The organism is Variovorax sp. GW822-FHT04E09, assembly GCF_058800845.1.
Window position 1 is genome coordinate 612913 of record NZ_JBXAMR010000003.1, and the last position, 13306, is coordinate 626218.

At 71.1% G+C, this 13306-nt stretch carries 14 protein-coding genes; 5 read left to right on the forward strand and 9 right to left on the reverse strand.

Annotated elements, in window-relative coordinates:
- Positions 1-31: 31 nt before the first annotated feature.
- Entirely contained in the window at positions 32-592 is a 561-nt protein-coding gene (locus tag AC1RL8_RS15085; protein WP_492684680.1) for a putative glycolipid-binding domain-containing protein, read from the reverse strand.
- Between the two features lie 87 nt (positions 593-679).
- On the opposite strand from AC1RL8_RS15085, the gene AC1RL8_RS15090 reads away from it, so the two are divergent.
- Positions 680-1273 (forward strand): YiiX family permuted papain-like enzyme, encoded by a 594-nt coding sequence (locus tag AC1RL8_RS15090; protein WP_492684681.1) that lies wholly within the window; start codon positions 680-682, stop codon positions 1271-1273.
- 6 nt (positions 1274-1279) lie between these two features.
- Here the strand turns inward: AC1RL8_RS15090 and AC1RL8_RS15095 are convergent, their stop codons facing one another.
- A complete protein-coding gene (locus tag AC1RL8_RS15095) occupies positions 1280-1558 on the reverse strand; it encodes a contact-dependent growth inhibition system immunity protein (RefSeq protein ID WP_354342653.1) in 279 nt (92 codons plus the stop codon).
- Positions 1559-1578: 20 nt separating this feature from the next.
- Complete coding sequence (locus AC1RL8_RS15100; RefSeq protein ID WP_159275571.1) at positions 1579-2430, reverse strand: RNase A-like domain-containing protein; 852 nt, start codon at positions 2428-2430, stop codon at positions 1579-1581.
- 169 nt (positions 2431-2599) lie between these two features.
- Here AC1RL8_RS15100 and AC1RL8_RS15105 point away from each other — a divergent pair, with 169 nt between their 5' ends.
- Positions 2600-3784: a Y-family DNA polymerase gene (locus tag AC1RL8_RS15105; RefSeq protein WP_492684876.1), complete on the forward strand. Its 1185-nt coding sequence runs from the start codon at positions 2600-2602 to the stop codon at positions 3782-3784.
- 7 nt (positions 3785-3791) lie between these two features.
- The gene (locus AC1RL8_RS15110) at positions 3792-4475 is read left to right on the forward strand and encodes a TIGR02117 family protein (protein ID WP_492684682.1); all 684 of its coding nucleotides are present in this window, start codon (positions 3792-3794) and stop codon (positions 4473-4475) included.
- A 6-nt stretch (positions 4476-4481) separates the two neighbouring features.
- Here the strand turns inward: AC1RL8_RS15110 and AC1RL8_RS15115 are convergent, their stop codons facing one another.
- A complete protein-coding gene (locus AC1RL8_RS15115) occupies positions 4482-5549 on the reverse strand; it encodes a purine-nucleoside phosphorylase (protein ID WP_369646029.1) in 1068 nt (355 codons plus the stop codon).
- Positions 5550-5651: 102 nt separating this feature from the next.
- Between AC1RL8_RS15115 and AC1RL8_RS15120 the strand changes: the two genes are divergently transcribed.
- Complete coding sequence (locus AC1RL8_RS15120; protein WP_492684683.1) at positions 5652-6809, forward strand: DNA topoisomerase IB; 1158 nt, start codon at positions 5652-5654, stop codon at positions 6807-6809.
- Here AC1RL8_RS15120 and AC1RL8_RS15125 read toward each other — a convergent pair.
- Together AC1RL8_RS15125 and AC1RL8_RS15130 are read right to left on the reverse strand one after the other, a co-directional pair.
- The gene (locus AC1RL8_RS15125) at positions 6755-7435 is read right to left on the reverse strand and encodes a hypothetical protein (protein WP_095746526.1); all 681 of its coding nucleotides are present in this window, start codon (positions 7433-7435) and stop codon (positions 6755-6757) included. The two genes, AC1RL8_RS15120 and AC1RL8_RS15125, sit on opposite strands and share 55 nt — an antisense overlap.
- 180 nt (positions 7436-7615) lie before the next feature.
- Complete coding sequence (locus tag AC1RL8_RS15130; protein WP_062477985.1) at positions 7616-7795, reverse strand: DUF3606 domain-containing protein; 180 nt, start codon at positions 7793-7795, stop codon at positions 7616-7618.
- Positions 7796-7977: 182 nt separating this feature from the next.
- Here AC1RL8_RS15130 and AC1RL8_RS15135 point away from each other — a divergent pair, with 182 nt between their 5' ends.
- Positions 7978-8445, forward strand: coding sequence for a nuclear transport factor 2 family protein (locus tag AC1RL8_RS15135; protein ID WP_492684684.1), 468 nt, complete (start codon positions 7978-7980; stop codon positions 8443-8445).
- Here AC1RL8_RS15135 and AC1RL8_RS15140 read toward each other — a convergent pair.
- The 3 genes from AC1RL8_RS15140 to AC1RL8_RS15150 are packed head-to-tail and all read right to left on the reverse strand — an operon-like array spanning position 8408 to position 13281.
- Positions 8408-9907: a class I adenylate-forming enzyme family protein gene (locus AC1RL8_RS15140; protein WP_492684685.1), complete on the reverse strand. Its 1500-nt coding sequence runs from the start codon at positions 9905-9907 to the stop codon at positions 8408-8410. The two genes, AC1RL8_RS15135 and AC1RL8_RS15140, sit on opposite strands and share 38 nt — an antisense overlap.
- Positions 9908-9910: 3 nt before the next feature.
- Positions 9911-10900, reverse strand: coding sequence for a Bug family tripartite tricarboxylate transporter substrate binding protein (locus AC1RL8_RS15145; RefSeq protein WP_062477974.1), 990 nt, complete (start codon positions 10898-10900; stop codon positions 9911-9913).
- A gap of 44 nt (positions 10901-10944) precedes the next feature.
- Entirely contained in the window at positions 10945-13281 is a 2337-nt protein-coding gene (locus AC1RL8_RS15150; protein ID WP_492684686.1) for an acyl-CoA dehydrogenase family protein, read from the reverse strand.
- Positions 13282-13306 lie beyond the last annotated feature (25 nt).

Sequence of the window (13306 nt, forward strand, 5' to 3'; positions counted from 1 at the left end):
GGCGCAGCGCCCGACAACTCCAAGCAACGGGTCAGTCCTCCGCGCGCCAGAGCCGCGGATAGTCGCTCACGAACCCGTCCGCCGTGACGCCCAGCACCTCCGCGTAATCGAAGCGCTTGGCCTCGTACGCGTACGTGCTGTCGCTTCGCCGTTCATAGCGCTGCATCAGCTCGCTGAGCCCGCCGTCTTCGATGTCGACCCAGGCCGCCGGTGCGTCGGCGCTTTCGCCCGTTGCGAGGTTCAGGCGGCGCAGTTGCAGCAGGTTCGTGGCGGGCGTGAAGCCGAGGTCGAGGTCGACGCAGTGCGACATGTCGGACACGGCTTCGTCGTTGAGCTTCCAGTGGCCGCGCGCGTCGCGCGTGATCGACAGGTCGATGGCCGACTCGCCGAGCCAGCCGCGCACCGTCCCCCATTGCGTGTGCCAGAGCAGGTCGCAGCGCACGCGGTAGTGCAGCTGGGCGATGCGTCCGCCCTCGGTGCGGAACACCGCCGCGCCGTCGAGCTGCCAGGCCGAGGCGTTGCGTTCGAGGCGGCAGGCATCGTGGCCCGGTGCATCGAGCCTGCGCCAGAGGATGGAGGCGACGGTTTGCATATGGCGCGGATCATGGCACCGGCATGCCGCGGGGCGCAAGCGGCATCCCGCAAAATGCCCTGCATGTCGAAAGCCCTTTCCGCGTCGTTGTCTGCCCTTTTCACCCTCCTGGCAGCCGGCGCCGGCCATGCGGCCACCGCACTGAAGGACGGCGACATCATCTTCCACACCTCGCGCTCGGCGCAAAGTGTCGCGGTGCAGCGCGCCACCGGCTCGCGCTACAGCCACATGGGCATCGTGCTGCTGCGGGAGGGCAAACCCTACGTGTTCGAAGCCGTCTCGACGGTGCGCTACACGCCGCTGGCGCAATGGACCGCGCGCGGCAACGGCGGGCGCTACGTGGTGAAGCGGCTGCGCGATGCCGACACGCGGCTCACGCCCGGCGCCGTGGCGCGCCTGCATGCGCGCACCTCGGACTTCGCGGGCCGCCCGTACGACCTGACTTTCGAATGGTCGGATTCGCGCATCTACTGCTCGGAACTGGTGTGGAAGCTCTACGACCGCGCGCTGGGCGTGCGCATCGGCGAGCTGCAGAAGATCCGCAGCTTCAACCTCGCCGACCCGGCCGTACGCGCCAAGATGCGCGAGCGTTATGGCGACGCCGTGCCCATGGACGAGCCGGTGATTTCGCCGGTGGCGATGTTCGACTCGCCGCTGCTGGTGACGGTCGAGTCGCGCTGAGCAGCGTCAGCGCACCGCAGCCAGCACGCTGTCGAGAAACTGTTTCGCCGGCGTGCCGAAATCTTCAGGGATGTAGTCGCGCGAGAAGTCGCGCGCAAACGCCGCTTCGAGGTCCTCGTGCGAACCGAGGTAATCGGCGATCTCGGCGCGCAGCGCGGCCAGCTCGGCCTCGGTGCTCGACTCGCGGTACGAGGCCATGATCTCGGCGCCGGTTTCGCCGAAGAGGATGTCGGCGTCCTGGCCGAAGTAGACCTTGGTGAGGTGGTCGATCAGTTCGAATCGCATCGTGGGTCGTAGGGGAAAAATCAGAACGGATGGGCGGTGAGGATGTAGAACGGCTTGCCGTTGTACGTGCGCATGTTCAGCGTCACGCGCACCTTGGTGAGCTGGCTCACGGCGGTGCTGCCGCGCTGCACGCCGATGCCGACCACGGCGGCGATGTCGTGCTCGAAGGCCACGGGCTTGGAGCCCACCGCCGCGGAGCGCGACCACGCGCGAATGGCCCGCGCATTGGCGCGCACGGTCTGGCTGATGGCCGACTCGGCGGTGGCCAGGTCGAAGAACGACGACGAGCGCTGCAGGCTGGGCTTCTTCGCGAAGCGGTCGAGCAGCTCCTGCGCCGACTTGCCCACGTGCTCGCGGATGGTGTGGCCGCCGGCCTTGGAGCCCGCAATGCCCTCGTGCTCGATGAGGCGCACGGGCTCGAGCTTGAAGCGGCTCGCACGCACCGCGATGACACGCGATGCAGCCAGCCCGCCGGCCACGAAGAGCGGCACCGCCACGTCGACCGCGAGCCCCACCTGCGCGCCGGTTTCGGGCGAGGCGCCCAGCGCCTGGGCGGTGGCGTCGGCGGTGAGCGCGGTGGCGGTGCGCTGCGTCTGGCCGGTCCAGATCTGGCGCGCGGCCGTGGCGGTGACGTCGCTGCCGTGCGCGCCCAACACCACGCAGCCGACCTTGCTGGCCATGGTGGGCTCGGGGGCCACGCACAGCACGCCGGCGCCGACCAGTTCGATCACGCCGCCGATCAGCGCCGCCGTGCCCCAGAGCCGGTTGCTGAGGCTGGCCGACTCGGGCACGTCTTCGCCGCCGAGCACCGCCGCCATCTGCACCGGCGTCAGCGCGACCGACAGGCCGCCTTCCACCTCGTCGTCACCCATCGTGCATTCCTTTCCGTTCGCCACCTGCGTGGGGATTGAAATTCCGCCGCATTCTTGCACGCGACACCGGGGCGGGCGAACATGCCCGGAGAGCGAGACAATTGTCACCGTGAGTTTCCAGCCCGCGCCGCCCCCGGCCCCTCCGATCCGCCGCATTGCCCACCTCGACATGGACGCGTTCTACGCGTCCGTCGAGTTGCTGCGCTACCCGCAGCTCAAGGGGCTGCCGGTGGTCATCGGCGGCGGCCGGCGCCGCGTCGACGAGGCGATCCGCGAACTGCCCGAGGGCGCCACGCTGGCCGACATTCCGATCGAGGCCTTTCCGCGCCTGAAGGACTACACGGGGCGCGGCGTGATCACCACCGCCACCTACCCCGCGCGGCAGTTCGGCATCGGCTCGGCCATGGGACTCATGAAGGCCGCCAAGCTGTGCCCGCAGGCGCTGATCCTGCCGGTCGATTTCGACGAGTACCGGCGCTTCTCGCGCACCTTCAAGCAGGTGATCCTGGACATCGCGCCGCTCATGGAAGACCGCGGCGTGGACGAGGTGTACATCGACTTCACCGACGTGCCCGGCGGCCAGCGCGACGGCGGGCGCTCGCTGGCACGGCTGATCCAGAAATCGATCTTCGACGCCACGGCCCTCACGTGCTCGATCGGCGTCGCGCCCAACAAGCTCATCGCCAAGATGGCCAGCGAGTTCGAGAAGCCCAACGGCATCTCGGTGGTCTACGAGCACGACCTCGAAAGCCGCATCTGGCCCCTGCCCTGCCGCAAGGTGAACGGCATCGGCCCGAAGGCCGACGAAAAACTCAAGCGCTTCGGCATCGAGACCGTGGGCCAGCTGGCGGCGCGCGAGCGCGGCTGGCTCATCGACACCTTCGGCAAGGCCACCGGCGCGTGGATGCACGAGGTGGCCTGGGGCCGCGACAACCGCCCCGTGGTGACCGAGAGCGAGCCCGTGTCGATGAGCCGCGAGACCACCTTCGAGCGCGACCTGCACGCGGTGCGCGACCGCGCCGAGCTGGGCGCGATCTTCACGCACCTGTGCGAGAAGCTGGCCGAAGACCTGCAGCGCAAGGGCTACGTGGGCAAGACCATCGGCATCAAGCTGCGCTACGACGACTTCAGGATCGCCACGCGCGACCAGACCATCGACCGCTTCACCGACGACGGCAAGACGATCCGCCAGGTCGGCGGCCAGTGCCTCAAGCGCGTGCCGCTGGAGCGGCCGCTGCGCCTGCTGGGCGTGCGCGTGGGCGCACTGGCCAAGGCGGGCAGCCCGGAGGCGCTGGCGCCCGCTGGCAACGCTCGCAGCGCGGCGCCGGTGGCGACCACGGCCTCGCTCTTCTGACACCACCATGATCCGACGCTGGCTGAGACGCATCGCCCTCACCCTGCTGGGATTGCTGCTCGCCATCACGCTGTATGTGGCCGTGGCCTGTGCGCTGGTCTTCTTGCCGGCCAACGCGAAACCGCCGGTCGAGCCTGCGACCGTCGAGGCCTGGGTGCTGAGCAACGGCGTGCACACCGACCTGGTGTTTCCGGTCCGCTCGGCCACCGTCGACTGGCAGCAGCTCTTTGCGCTGTCCGACTTCAAGGCGCCGCCGCCCGATGCCGAGTTCGTCGCCATCGGCTGGGGCGACCGCGAGTTCTACCTGCACACGCCGACCTGGGGCGACCTGACGGCCGCGCGCGCCTTCGGGGCGCTGTCGGGCGGCAACCGTTCGCTGCTGCACGTGACCTACCTGCAGCGCGCGCAGCTGCAGCGCGGGGCCTACAAGCTGCCGCTCTCGCAGGCGCAGTACGCGCAGCTCGTGGCCCATGTGCGCGCCACGCTGCCCTCAGGCCGCGCGGTGCCGATCGCGGGCGCGCACTACGCGAACGACGATGCCTTCTACGAAGCCCAGGGCAGCTACCACCTGTTCGAGACCTGCAACACCTGGACCGGCCGCGGCCTGCGGCAGGCGGGCGTCACGGTGAGCCGCTGGACGCCCTTCGACTTCAACGTGACGTGGCACCTGCAGCCCGTGCTGCAGCCCTGACGATCTTCAGGGCTTGGGCACGCCTGCCGACCAGGTGGGCCAGTTCTTCACGATGTGGTCGACCACGCGCGTGCCCACCAGCGCGATGTTCTCCACCGTCTCGGCAAAGCCGCCCGCCGTCTCGCCCGGTGCCGGGTCCAGGTGCTGCAGCGTGCTTTCCTTCGGGTGGCCCTGGTCGAAGTTGACCGCGCCGCGCAGGCTCATCACGCGGTCGGTGCCGTGGGTGCGCTTGATCACGAGGGTGATGGCGGCGGCTTCCATTTCGGTGATCACGTAGTCGTCGGCGCCGTAGAGCTTGGCGATGTACTGCGCCTGCTTCGACATGCCCGGGCCGTGGAAGAAGGTGTCGCCCGTCATGTGCGTGCCGGTGCCCACGAAGGGGGCGCGGCGCGCGGCGGCGTCGGGGTAGCGCAGGCGGTACTTGCGCGCCGATTCCGCGTCCTTGAGCGGCGTGTCGGCCGACAGCTTCATGGCCCAGCCGACGAGGTCGGGGTTGAGCTTGAAGCGGCGGTACTCCTCGTAGCCCTTGCGCGGCATGAAGGTGGGTTCGCCGGGCTTGTTCTCTTCGGGGGCCCAGCGGTGGCCGAGGTCGTAGTCGACCAGCCAGGTGGCCCAGCTCACCTCGCCGATGGTGCCGCGCTGGGGCGGCGTGCCGGCCACGCCAGAGATCACGTAGTAGGCCTGCGAGAAGTCGAACTTCGGGTTCAGCAGGATGGCCTGCATCGACGACGACGAGTTGACCTTGCCCATGCCCAGCACCGCGCCGCACACGCCGTCGGCGTTGCAGTACACGGGCTGCAGCGCGCCGGGCACGGCCACGGGCGTCGCGCCCTTCCAGTAGCGCTCGTACCAGTGCTGGAACTCGCCAGCGCGGTCGCCGGTGTTCTGGCCGATCTCGAACATGGCGGCCACGAACACCTTCACCTTGACGGGGGCGCCGGTGGGGGCGGCGGCAGCAGCGCGGGTGTCGGCCGTGGGCGAGGTGGAGGCACAGGCCGTGGCGAGCAGCACGGCGCCGCACAGCGCCAGGCCGCGGCTGCCCAGGGAGAAGCGACGGGAGTTCAGGAGGGACATGGGTGGAATCCGAAGAGAAGGAAGGAAAGGAAAGCGCGCCTCGGCAACAGCGTGCGGCGTCCTACACCGCACGATTGTCGATGCTGGCACAAGCGCGATGTCATGCCTTCGATGCAAACCCCATGCCGGCCCGCGCCGGCTGCCACCTCAGCGCTGGCCGGCGGGCTGGTCTACGTGAACCCCGGCATGCCGGGCATCCGCCGGCTGAAGTGGGGCGACGGCTTTCGCTACCGCGACGCGCACGGCCGCTGGCTGCGCGATGCCGACGCGCTCGCGCGCATCCGCAGCCTGGCGATTCCGCCGGCCTACACCGAGGTGTGGATCTGCCCGCTGCCGCAAGGCCACCTGCAGGCCACGGGCCTGGACGCGCGCGGGCGCACGCAGTACCGCTACCACCCCGACTGGCGTGCGCTGCAGGACGGCACCAAGTTCGAGCGCCTCGCGGCCTTCGGGCGTGCCCTGCCCCGTTTGCGCGCCCGCGTGGCACGCGACCTGCGCGCCGGCACCCGCACACCCGGGCGCGCGCAGGTGATCGCCACGCTGGTGCGCCTGCTCGACACCACGCTGCTGCGCGTGGGCAACGAGGCCTACGCCAGCAGCAACGGCTCGTTCGGCCTCACCACGCTGCGCAACCGCCACGCGGCGGTGCAGGGCTCGGCGCTGCGGCTGCGCTTTCGCGGCAAGAGCGGCGTGGCGCACGAGGCCCGCGTCGACGACCCGCGCGTGGCCCGCGTGGTGCGCCAGTGCCAGCAGCTGCCGGGGCAGGCGCTGTTCCAGTACACCGACGAGACGGGCGAGGTGCGCGGCGTGTCGTCCAACGACGTGAACGACTACATCGCCGACGCCACCGCCACAGGCAAGGGCGAAGGCGAGCGCTTCACCGCCAAGGACTTCCGCACCTGGCACGGCACGGTGCAGGCGCTGGAACTCACGCGGCTGGCTTGTGCCTGGGAGGGCGAGCGCCGCCCCGGCGCCAGGGACATCCTCGTGGCCGTGGCGCGGCAGCTCGGCAACACGCCGGCAGTCTGCAAGAAGGCCTACGTGCACCCGGCCGTGCTGGCGCTGGGCGAGGCGCTGGCGCGCGAGGGCGACACGGCGGCGACCAGTACTTTGCTGGAGAAGATCGCGGCACGCGCCGCCACGACCGGCCCGGCGCGTGGCCTGGTGGCGGCGGAGCGGCGATTGCTCGCCTTCCTGCGGGCGCCTCAGCCCGCCGCGAGGGCGAAGCGCACGGTGTCGGCGTCGAGCAGCACGGCATAGCCGAGGTCTTCGGCCAGGTTCTGCAGCGCCACGGTGTCGATGGCCAGCGCGCGCGGCGCGCGGTGGGCGTCGAGCACCGCGTTCGCGCCGCCGGCCTCGCGCACCCGGGCGTGCAGGCGCAGCGCGTCGGTGCCGTCAGGCTCGATGCGGATGGTGCCGGCCTCGTCCGCGCCGTCGTGCAGGTAGCCCAGCGCGCCCAGGAACAGGTAGCGCAGCGCGGCGGCATTGGGCCAGCGCGGCTCGTCGTCCTGCGGGGCGGCGAGCGCCTCGTCGACCTCGAGCGCCACGCCGTGCAGGTCGAAGGCCGAGCGCATCAGCGTCATGCACTGCGCCACCAGTGCGCTGCGCGTGATGCCGTCGTCGGTGGTGGCCAGCTCCCAGTCGCGCAGCGAGCGGATCGCGGCCACCAGCTCGGACACCTGGCTGTCGATGAGGTTCACCCGCTCCTCGCAGGCCGCGGGGTCGACCGGGTCGGCCGCCACCTGGCGCTTGAGCATCAGCACCGCCATGCGGATCACCGAGACGGGCGCCGTCATGTCGTGGCGCAGCGCCGGCAGGGCGCGCGTGAGCAGCTCGTGGCGCACGCCGGCCGCAATCCAGCTGCGGGCGCTGGGAGACGACTTCATCGCGGCGCAGCGGCCCGCAAGGGCGCGCGGCCCGTGGGACGAGAGGCGGCAGGGAGCACGGTCAAGGCAGGATTCCTGAAGGCGGGAACAAGGCCACGAGTATCGGCCCCGCTCCGCGCCGCGGCTGTAGGAGCCTGCCTACGCGCGCCCTGCCCGCCGGGCCGCACCTTCAGCGCGCGCTCAGGGTTTGCCGAGGTAGGTGCGCACGTCCTTCACTTCGACCCCGGCGGCCGCGACGGCCGAGCGCAGCTGCGCCTCGGTCACGCCCAGCGTCTGGGTCCAGTAGCGAACCTCGTGCAGTTCGTTGACATTGATGCGGGCCGCATCCTGCGGTCCGCGCTTGCTCAGGTCATCGGCCATGGCGTGGATTCCTTGTTGAAGGCCCCCACGATGTGGCCTGTACGGCGCATCGGCTGGCGGACAGCAGCGCGGCTCCTTGCAGGATAAGTCCGAGAGCGCGTTGCAGATGTCCGGAAGCAGCGGGCCGACGCAACGCGGCGCACCTATCGTCGCCGCTCCTTCACTTCCTCCCCGCACATCCCATGACCCCCGAGCAGAACAAGCGCGCCGTCGTCGACGCCTGGAAGGCCTTCGCCAGCCGCGACCCGCAGCGCGTGCGCGCCGCCTTCACCGACGACGCCGAATGGCTGGCGCCCAAGGACAACGCCACCGGCGTGGCCCTGGGCTTCACCGACCACATGATCGGGCCGGACACGATCGTTCGCTTTCTCGTCGAAGAGTTTCCGAAGCTGTTCGTGGCCGATGTCTCGGTGGGCTTCACCCACCTGCTCTGCGAGGGAGACACCGTGGTGCTGGAGATGCGCCTGCAGGCCACGCTCGCCAACGGCCGGCCCTACGACAACGACTACTGCTTCATCCTCGCGCTGCGCGAGGGCCGCATCGCCCGCATGCGCGAGTACATGGACACGCAGAAAGGCCGCCGCAGCGTCATCGGCGACCTTCCTCAGGATCTCAGGGCAGCCGGGCCCTCGCTTGCAGTTCCCGCTTGAGCAGCTTGCCGTTGGCGGTGGTCGGCATCGCGTCGATCACCTCGATGCGCGCGGGCCGCTTGTAGGGCGACAGGTGCTCGGCCAGGTGCGCGCGCAGCGCCGCCTCGTCGAGCACCGCGCCAGGGTTCAGCTCGACGAAGGCGACGATCTGCTCGTTGCCGTCGGCCTCGGGCACGCCGACCACGGCGCACAGGTGCACACCCGCGAAGCGCCCGATCACCGCCTCGACCTCGGCCGGGTACACGTTGAAGCCCGAGCGGATGATCATTTCCTTCAGCCGCCCCACCACGAACAGCGCACCGTCGGCATCGAAGCGACCGAGGTCGCCGGTGGCGTACCAGCCGCCCGGACGCATCACCTGCGCGGTGGCGGCCGCGTCGCGGAAGTAGCCCAGCATCAGGCCTGGGCCGCGCAGCCAGATCTCGCCGGTGTCGCCGATGGCCGCTTCGGTGCCCTCGGGCGTCACGATGCGCCCCTCGCCACCGTCGACCACGTAGCCAGCCGAGGTGTCGGCGCGCGGCGCCTCGGTGCGCGTGAGGAACACCGAGCCCGCGTACTCCGACAGGCCGTAGCCGTAGTGCAGCGGCTGGCCGAACAGCCGCTCCACGCGCTGCTTGAGCGCCGGGTCGAGCGGCGCGGAGCCCGTGTACACGTAGCGCAGCTGCGGAAAGCGCGGCACCAGCTGCTGCGCCTCGATGTGCGCCAGCAGCCGCGCGTACATGGTCGGCGGCCCGAGCAGGTTCGACACCTGCCCGTGCGCCAGCGCCTCGAGCATGTCGGCCGGCGAGAAGCTGCCGCGCAGCACCAGCGCGGCCCCGCCCGTGAGCGCGGCCATCAGCACGGTGCCGATGCCGAAGATGTGGGTCATCGGCAGGAAGGCGTAGACGCGGTCGTGCGTGTCGAGCGCGCGCACCGCCGCCGACACGCGGCCGAAGTGCAGCAGCCCGCGGTGCGACACCATCACGCCCTTGGGCGTGCCCGAGGTGCCCGAGGTAAAGATGATCGCGGCGGCATCGGCGAGCGCCGGATCGGGCTCGGGGCGGGCGTCGGCGCGCGCGGCGGTGAACATCACGCCGGGCAGCGTGGCCGGCACGGCCGACGCACGCTGCGCGTGCGTGCGCGCCGCGTCGGACGCATCGGTGGTGAAGCAACACAGGCGCGCGTCGGCGCGCTCGGCAATCGCCGCGATCTCGCCCGGCGACATGCGCGCGTTGACGCCGCACGACCACGCACCCACGCGGCTGCAGGCCAGCAGCAGCGCGATGTAGGCGGCGCAGTTCTCGGCCACCAGCAGCACGCGGTCGGTCGGCCGCACGCCGGCGGCGAGCAGGTCGTTCGCGGCGGTCTCGACCATGGCCTGCAACGCGCCGTAGGTGGTGGTGCCATCGGGTTCGTGGAGGAACACCGCGTCCGGCGTGCGGGCGGCGCGGTCTTCGAGCAGGTGATGAATGCGGGGCTGCATCGGCTATTCCGCCTCGATGCCCTTGGAGGCGCTGGCCCACAGCTTGCGGTCCGACACGCCCTTGGTCGCCAGCACCTCCGGCGCGCCCGCCCAGACCTCGTAGCCCTGCTCGCGCAGGCGGTGCGCGATGTCTTCGCGCGCCAGCATCTTCTGCGCCGCGGCGTTCACGCGCGCCACCAGCGCCGGGTCCATGCGCGCCGGGCCGTACAGGCCGAACCAGCCGCCCACGTCGTAGCCGGGCACGCCCGACTCGATCATGGTCGGCACGTCGGGCAGCATGCGGTTGCGCTGGCGCGAGGTGACGGCCAGCGCGCGCAGCTTGCCCGACTGGATGAAGGGCCGCGAGGTGGCGATGATGTCGAACATCATCGGCACGGTGCCGGCCATCACGTCGGCCAGCGCCGGGGCGCTGCCCTTGTAGGGCACGTGCGTGAGCTGCACGCCGCTCATCTTCTCGAGCAGCGCGCCGCTCAGGTGGTTCGACGCGCCCACGCCCGCCGAGCCGTAGAACAGCTTGCCGGGCTTGGCCTTGGCATAGGCCAGCAGCTCGCCCACGTTGCGCACCGGCAGGTCGTTGTTGACCACCAGCACGTTGGTGTAGTCGACCAGCGGCGCCAGCGGCGTGAGGTCCTTCATCGGGTCGAAGGGCATGCTGCGCTGCACGTTCGGGTTGATGGTGATGGTTGGGCTCGCGCCGAAGAACAGCATCGCGCCGTCGGGCGGCGCCTTGGCCACGGCGTTGCCGCCGAGCGAGCCGGCGGCGCCGGGCCGGTTGTCGACGATCACCTGCGTGCCCAGCTCCTGGCCCAGCGCGGGCGCGAGCAGGCGCGCGGCGCCGTCCACCGGCCCGCCGGCCGAATAGCCGACCACCAGCTTGATGAGCGGCGGCAGCGGCTGCTGCGCGAAGGCACGGTGCGGCAATGCGGCCAGCGCCGCGCCGCCCGCCAGCGCGGCCATGAGCTGGCGGCGCGAAAAGAGGTCGAGGGATTGCATGAGCGTTGTCTCCAGTTGTGTATGTCTTTGGCGGCTCACATCGCTCAGGCCGGCAGGTCGAGCACCTGTCGCGCGAGGATGTTGCGCTGGATCTCGTTCGTGCCGCCGTAGATCATGGCGGCCGTCGAACCAATGAGCGGCGAGAGCACGTTGAAGCTCTGGCCGTCGAGCACCTGGTCGCCCGCGACCGCGCCCTGCTCTTCGCCGGCCTCGACCAGCAGCGCGCCGATGCGGTGGTAGGTCTCGCTGGCCCAGATCTTCAGCAACGACACCGACGCGGGCAGTGGCTTGCCCGCGCGCACGATGTCGGCAAAGCCCGTGTACGCGGCCGACAGGTCGAGCACGTCGAGCCGAAGCGCCGCGAAGCGCTGTGCGAACACCGGGTCGGCGAACAGGCGCCGTGCCTGCCCGAGCCGCGCCAGCTGGCCCAGCGCGTACTGCGACTGCTTGGGGCTGCCCAGGAAGATGCGCTCGAAGCCCAGCAGCGCCTTCGCAATCGTCCAGCCGCCGTGCAGCCGGCCCACGAGCTGGTCGGCCGGCACGCGCACGTTGTCGAAGAACACCTCGCAGAACTCGGGCTCGCCCGCCAGCGTGTGGATCGGCCGCACCGTGACGCCCGGCGTGCGCAGGTCGCACAGCAGGAAGCTGATGCCCTCCTGCTTGCGCGCGCCCTTGTCGGTGCGCACGAGCATGAAGATGTGGTTGGCGTCCTGCGCGAGCGTGGTCCAGATCTTCTGGCCGTTGACGACGAAGTGATCGCCCTGCGCGTCGCGCCCGGCCACCGCCTCGGTGCGCAGGCCGGCCAGGTCGGAGCCGGCATTGGGCTCCGAATAGCCCTGGCACCACACGTGCTCGCCGCTCAGGATGCGCGGCAGGAAGCGCTGCTGCTGTTCGGGCGTGCCGTGCTGGATCAGCAGCGGGCCGATCATCACGATGCCCTGGTCGGGCGCGCGCGCCACGCCGTGCTGCTCCAGCTCCTCGATCCACGCGATGAGCTTGTCGGCCGGCAGGCCCATGCCGCCGTGCGCCTGCGGCCAGGCCGGCGCGATCCAGCCCTGCGCCGAGAGCGTGAGGTACCACTCGCGAACCTCGCTCCAGCGCGCGCGGTGCGACAGGTAGCGCAGATGCGCCGGATAGCGCTGCTGCAAGAAGCCGCGCACCATGCGGCGGAACTCGGTCTCGGGCATGGCAGACCAGTCGGTGGTGCGTGCCAGGAACTCGCCATGCCAGGCGGCCGTGCCACCGGCCGCCGCTTCGGCTTCGCCGGTCAGCGCGGCATGCCGGCGCTGGTGCGCCGTGGCATTGCCCTGCCACGCCGACAGGCACAGCACGCGCTTGTAGAACAGGCTCAGGTCGCACTCCTGCGTGTAGCCGATGGCCCCGTGCAGCTGCACCGCCGCGCGCGACGCCTGCAGCGCGGCAGCGGTGCAACGCGCGTTGACACGGCTGGCCTCGGCTTCGATCCGGTCAGAAGGCAAGGTGCCGTCGCTTGCCAGCGCCAGCACTTCGTTCAGCGTGGCCTGCGCCACTTCGAGGTGGATGAACATGTCGACGCTGCGGTGCTGCAGCGCCTGGAAGCTGCCGATGGCCTTGCCGAACTGCGCGCGCGTGCGCAGGTAGGCCAGCGTCTGCGCCAGCATCGCCTGCCCTGCGCCGAGCAGCTCCGCGGCCTGCAAGATTTGTCCGGCCGCGAGCGCCTGGCGCAGCGCCTCCTGCGCGGCCGGCCCGCTGGCCAGCACGGCGTCGGCCGGCAGCACGACCTCTTCGAAGCGCAGGTTGGCTGCCTGGCTGCCGTCGACCAGCGGCACGATCGTCTCGCTCACGCCGGCTGTGCCGCGCGGCACCCACAGCAGCACGGCGTCGTCCTCGCCACGTGCCGACACCAGCCAGCCGCTGGCGGCGGCGCCCGGCAGCACCATGAGCTTGTCGCCTTGCAGCAGCACGCCGCCCCCCTGACCCGCGCGCGCCTCGCAGCCGCAGGCCAGCGGCACGGCGCTGAGGTCGCCCGCGCTTTCCTGCCAGGCCAGCGCGGGCAGGCTGCGGCCTGCCACGAGGTCGGCCAGCAAGGCGCGCGCGCCGGGCGATTCGAGCCGCGCCAGCAGCAGCGCGCTCAGGCCCGCCACCGCCAGCAGCGGCTCAGGCGCCGCGTGTTCGCCGGCCGCGCGCAGAATTTCCGCGGCGCCGTCGAGCCCCAGCGCCAGGCCGCCGGCCGCTTCGGGCGCCAGCATGCCGGGCCAGCCGAGCGCGGCGATCTCGCCCCAGCCTTGCGCCTCGTCGGCCTGCGGGTGTTCGGTGCGGGCGCGGCGTCGCGCGGTGGCGCCGCTGCGGGTGAAGTAGTCGAGCGCCGCTTCGCGCACGGCCAGGAGTGAGTCGGAATCCATCGCGCTGTCTGCCTTTTCTTTTCCG

Coding starts and splice junctions, on each gene's coding strand:
- AC1RL8_RS15115 (WP_369646029.1), bottom strand. CDS start 5,549: ATGTCCCTCCTGAACTCCCGTCGCTTCTCCCTGGGCAGCCGCGGCCTG.
- AC1RL8_RS15095 (WP_354342653.1), bottom strand. CDS start 1,558: ATGCGATTCGAACTGATCGACCACCTCACCAAGGTCTACTTCGGCCAG.
- AC1RL8_RS15100 (WP_159275571.1), bottom strand. CDS start 2,430: ATGGGTGACGACGAGGTGGAAGGCGGCCTGTCGGTCGCGCTGACGCCG.
- AC1RL8_RS15145 (WP_062477974.1), bottom strand. CDS start 10,900: ATGCAATCCCTCGACCTCTTTTCGCGCCGCCAGCTCATGGCCGCGCTG.
- AC1RL8_RS15085 (WP_492684680.1), bottom strand. CDS start 592: ATGCAAACCGTCGCCTCCATCCTCTGGCGCAGGCTCGATGCACCGGGC.
- AC1RL8_RS15150 (WP_492684686.1), bottom strand. CDS start 13,281: ATGGATTCCGACTCACTCCTGGCCGTGCGCGAAGCGGCGCTCGACTAC.
- AC1RL8_RS15120 (WP_492684683.1), top strand. CDS start 5,652: ATGCCTTCGATGCAAACCCCATGCCGGCCCGCGCCGGCTGCCACCTCA.
- AC1RL8_RS15135 (WP_492684684.1), top strand. CDS start 7,978: ATGACCCCCGAGCAGAACAAGCGCGCCGTCGTCGACGCCTGGAAGGCC.
- AC1RL8_RS15130 (WP_062477985.1), bottom strand. CDS start 7,795: ATGGCCGATGACCTGAGCAAGCGCGGACCGCAGGATGCGGCCCGCATC.
- AC1RL8_RS15125 (WP_095746526.1), bottom strand. CDS start 7,435: ATGAAGTCGTCTCCCAGCGCCCGCAGCTGGATTGCGGCCGGCGTGCGC.
- AC1RL8_RS15140 (WP_492684685.1), bottom strand. CDS start 9,907: ATGCAGCCCCGCATTCATCACCTGCTCGAAGACCGCGCCGCCCGCACG.
- AC1RL8_RS15110 (WP_492684682.1), top strand. CDS start 3,792: ATGATCCGACGCTGGCTGAGACGCATCGCCCTCACCCTGCTGGGATTG.
- AC1RL8_RS15105 (WP_492684876.1), top strand. CDS start 2,600: ATGGACGCGTTCTACGCGTCCGTCGAGTTGCTGCGCTACCCGCAGCTC.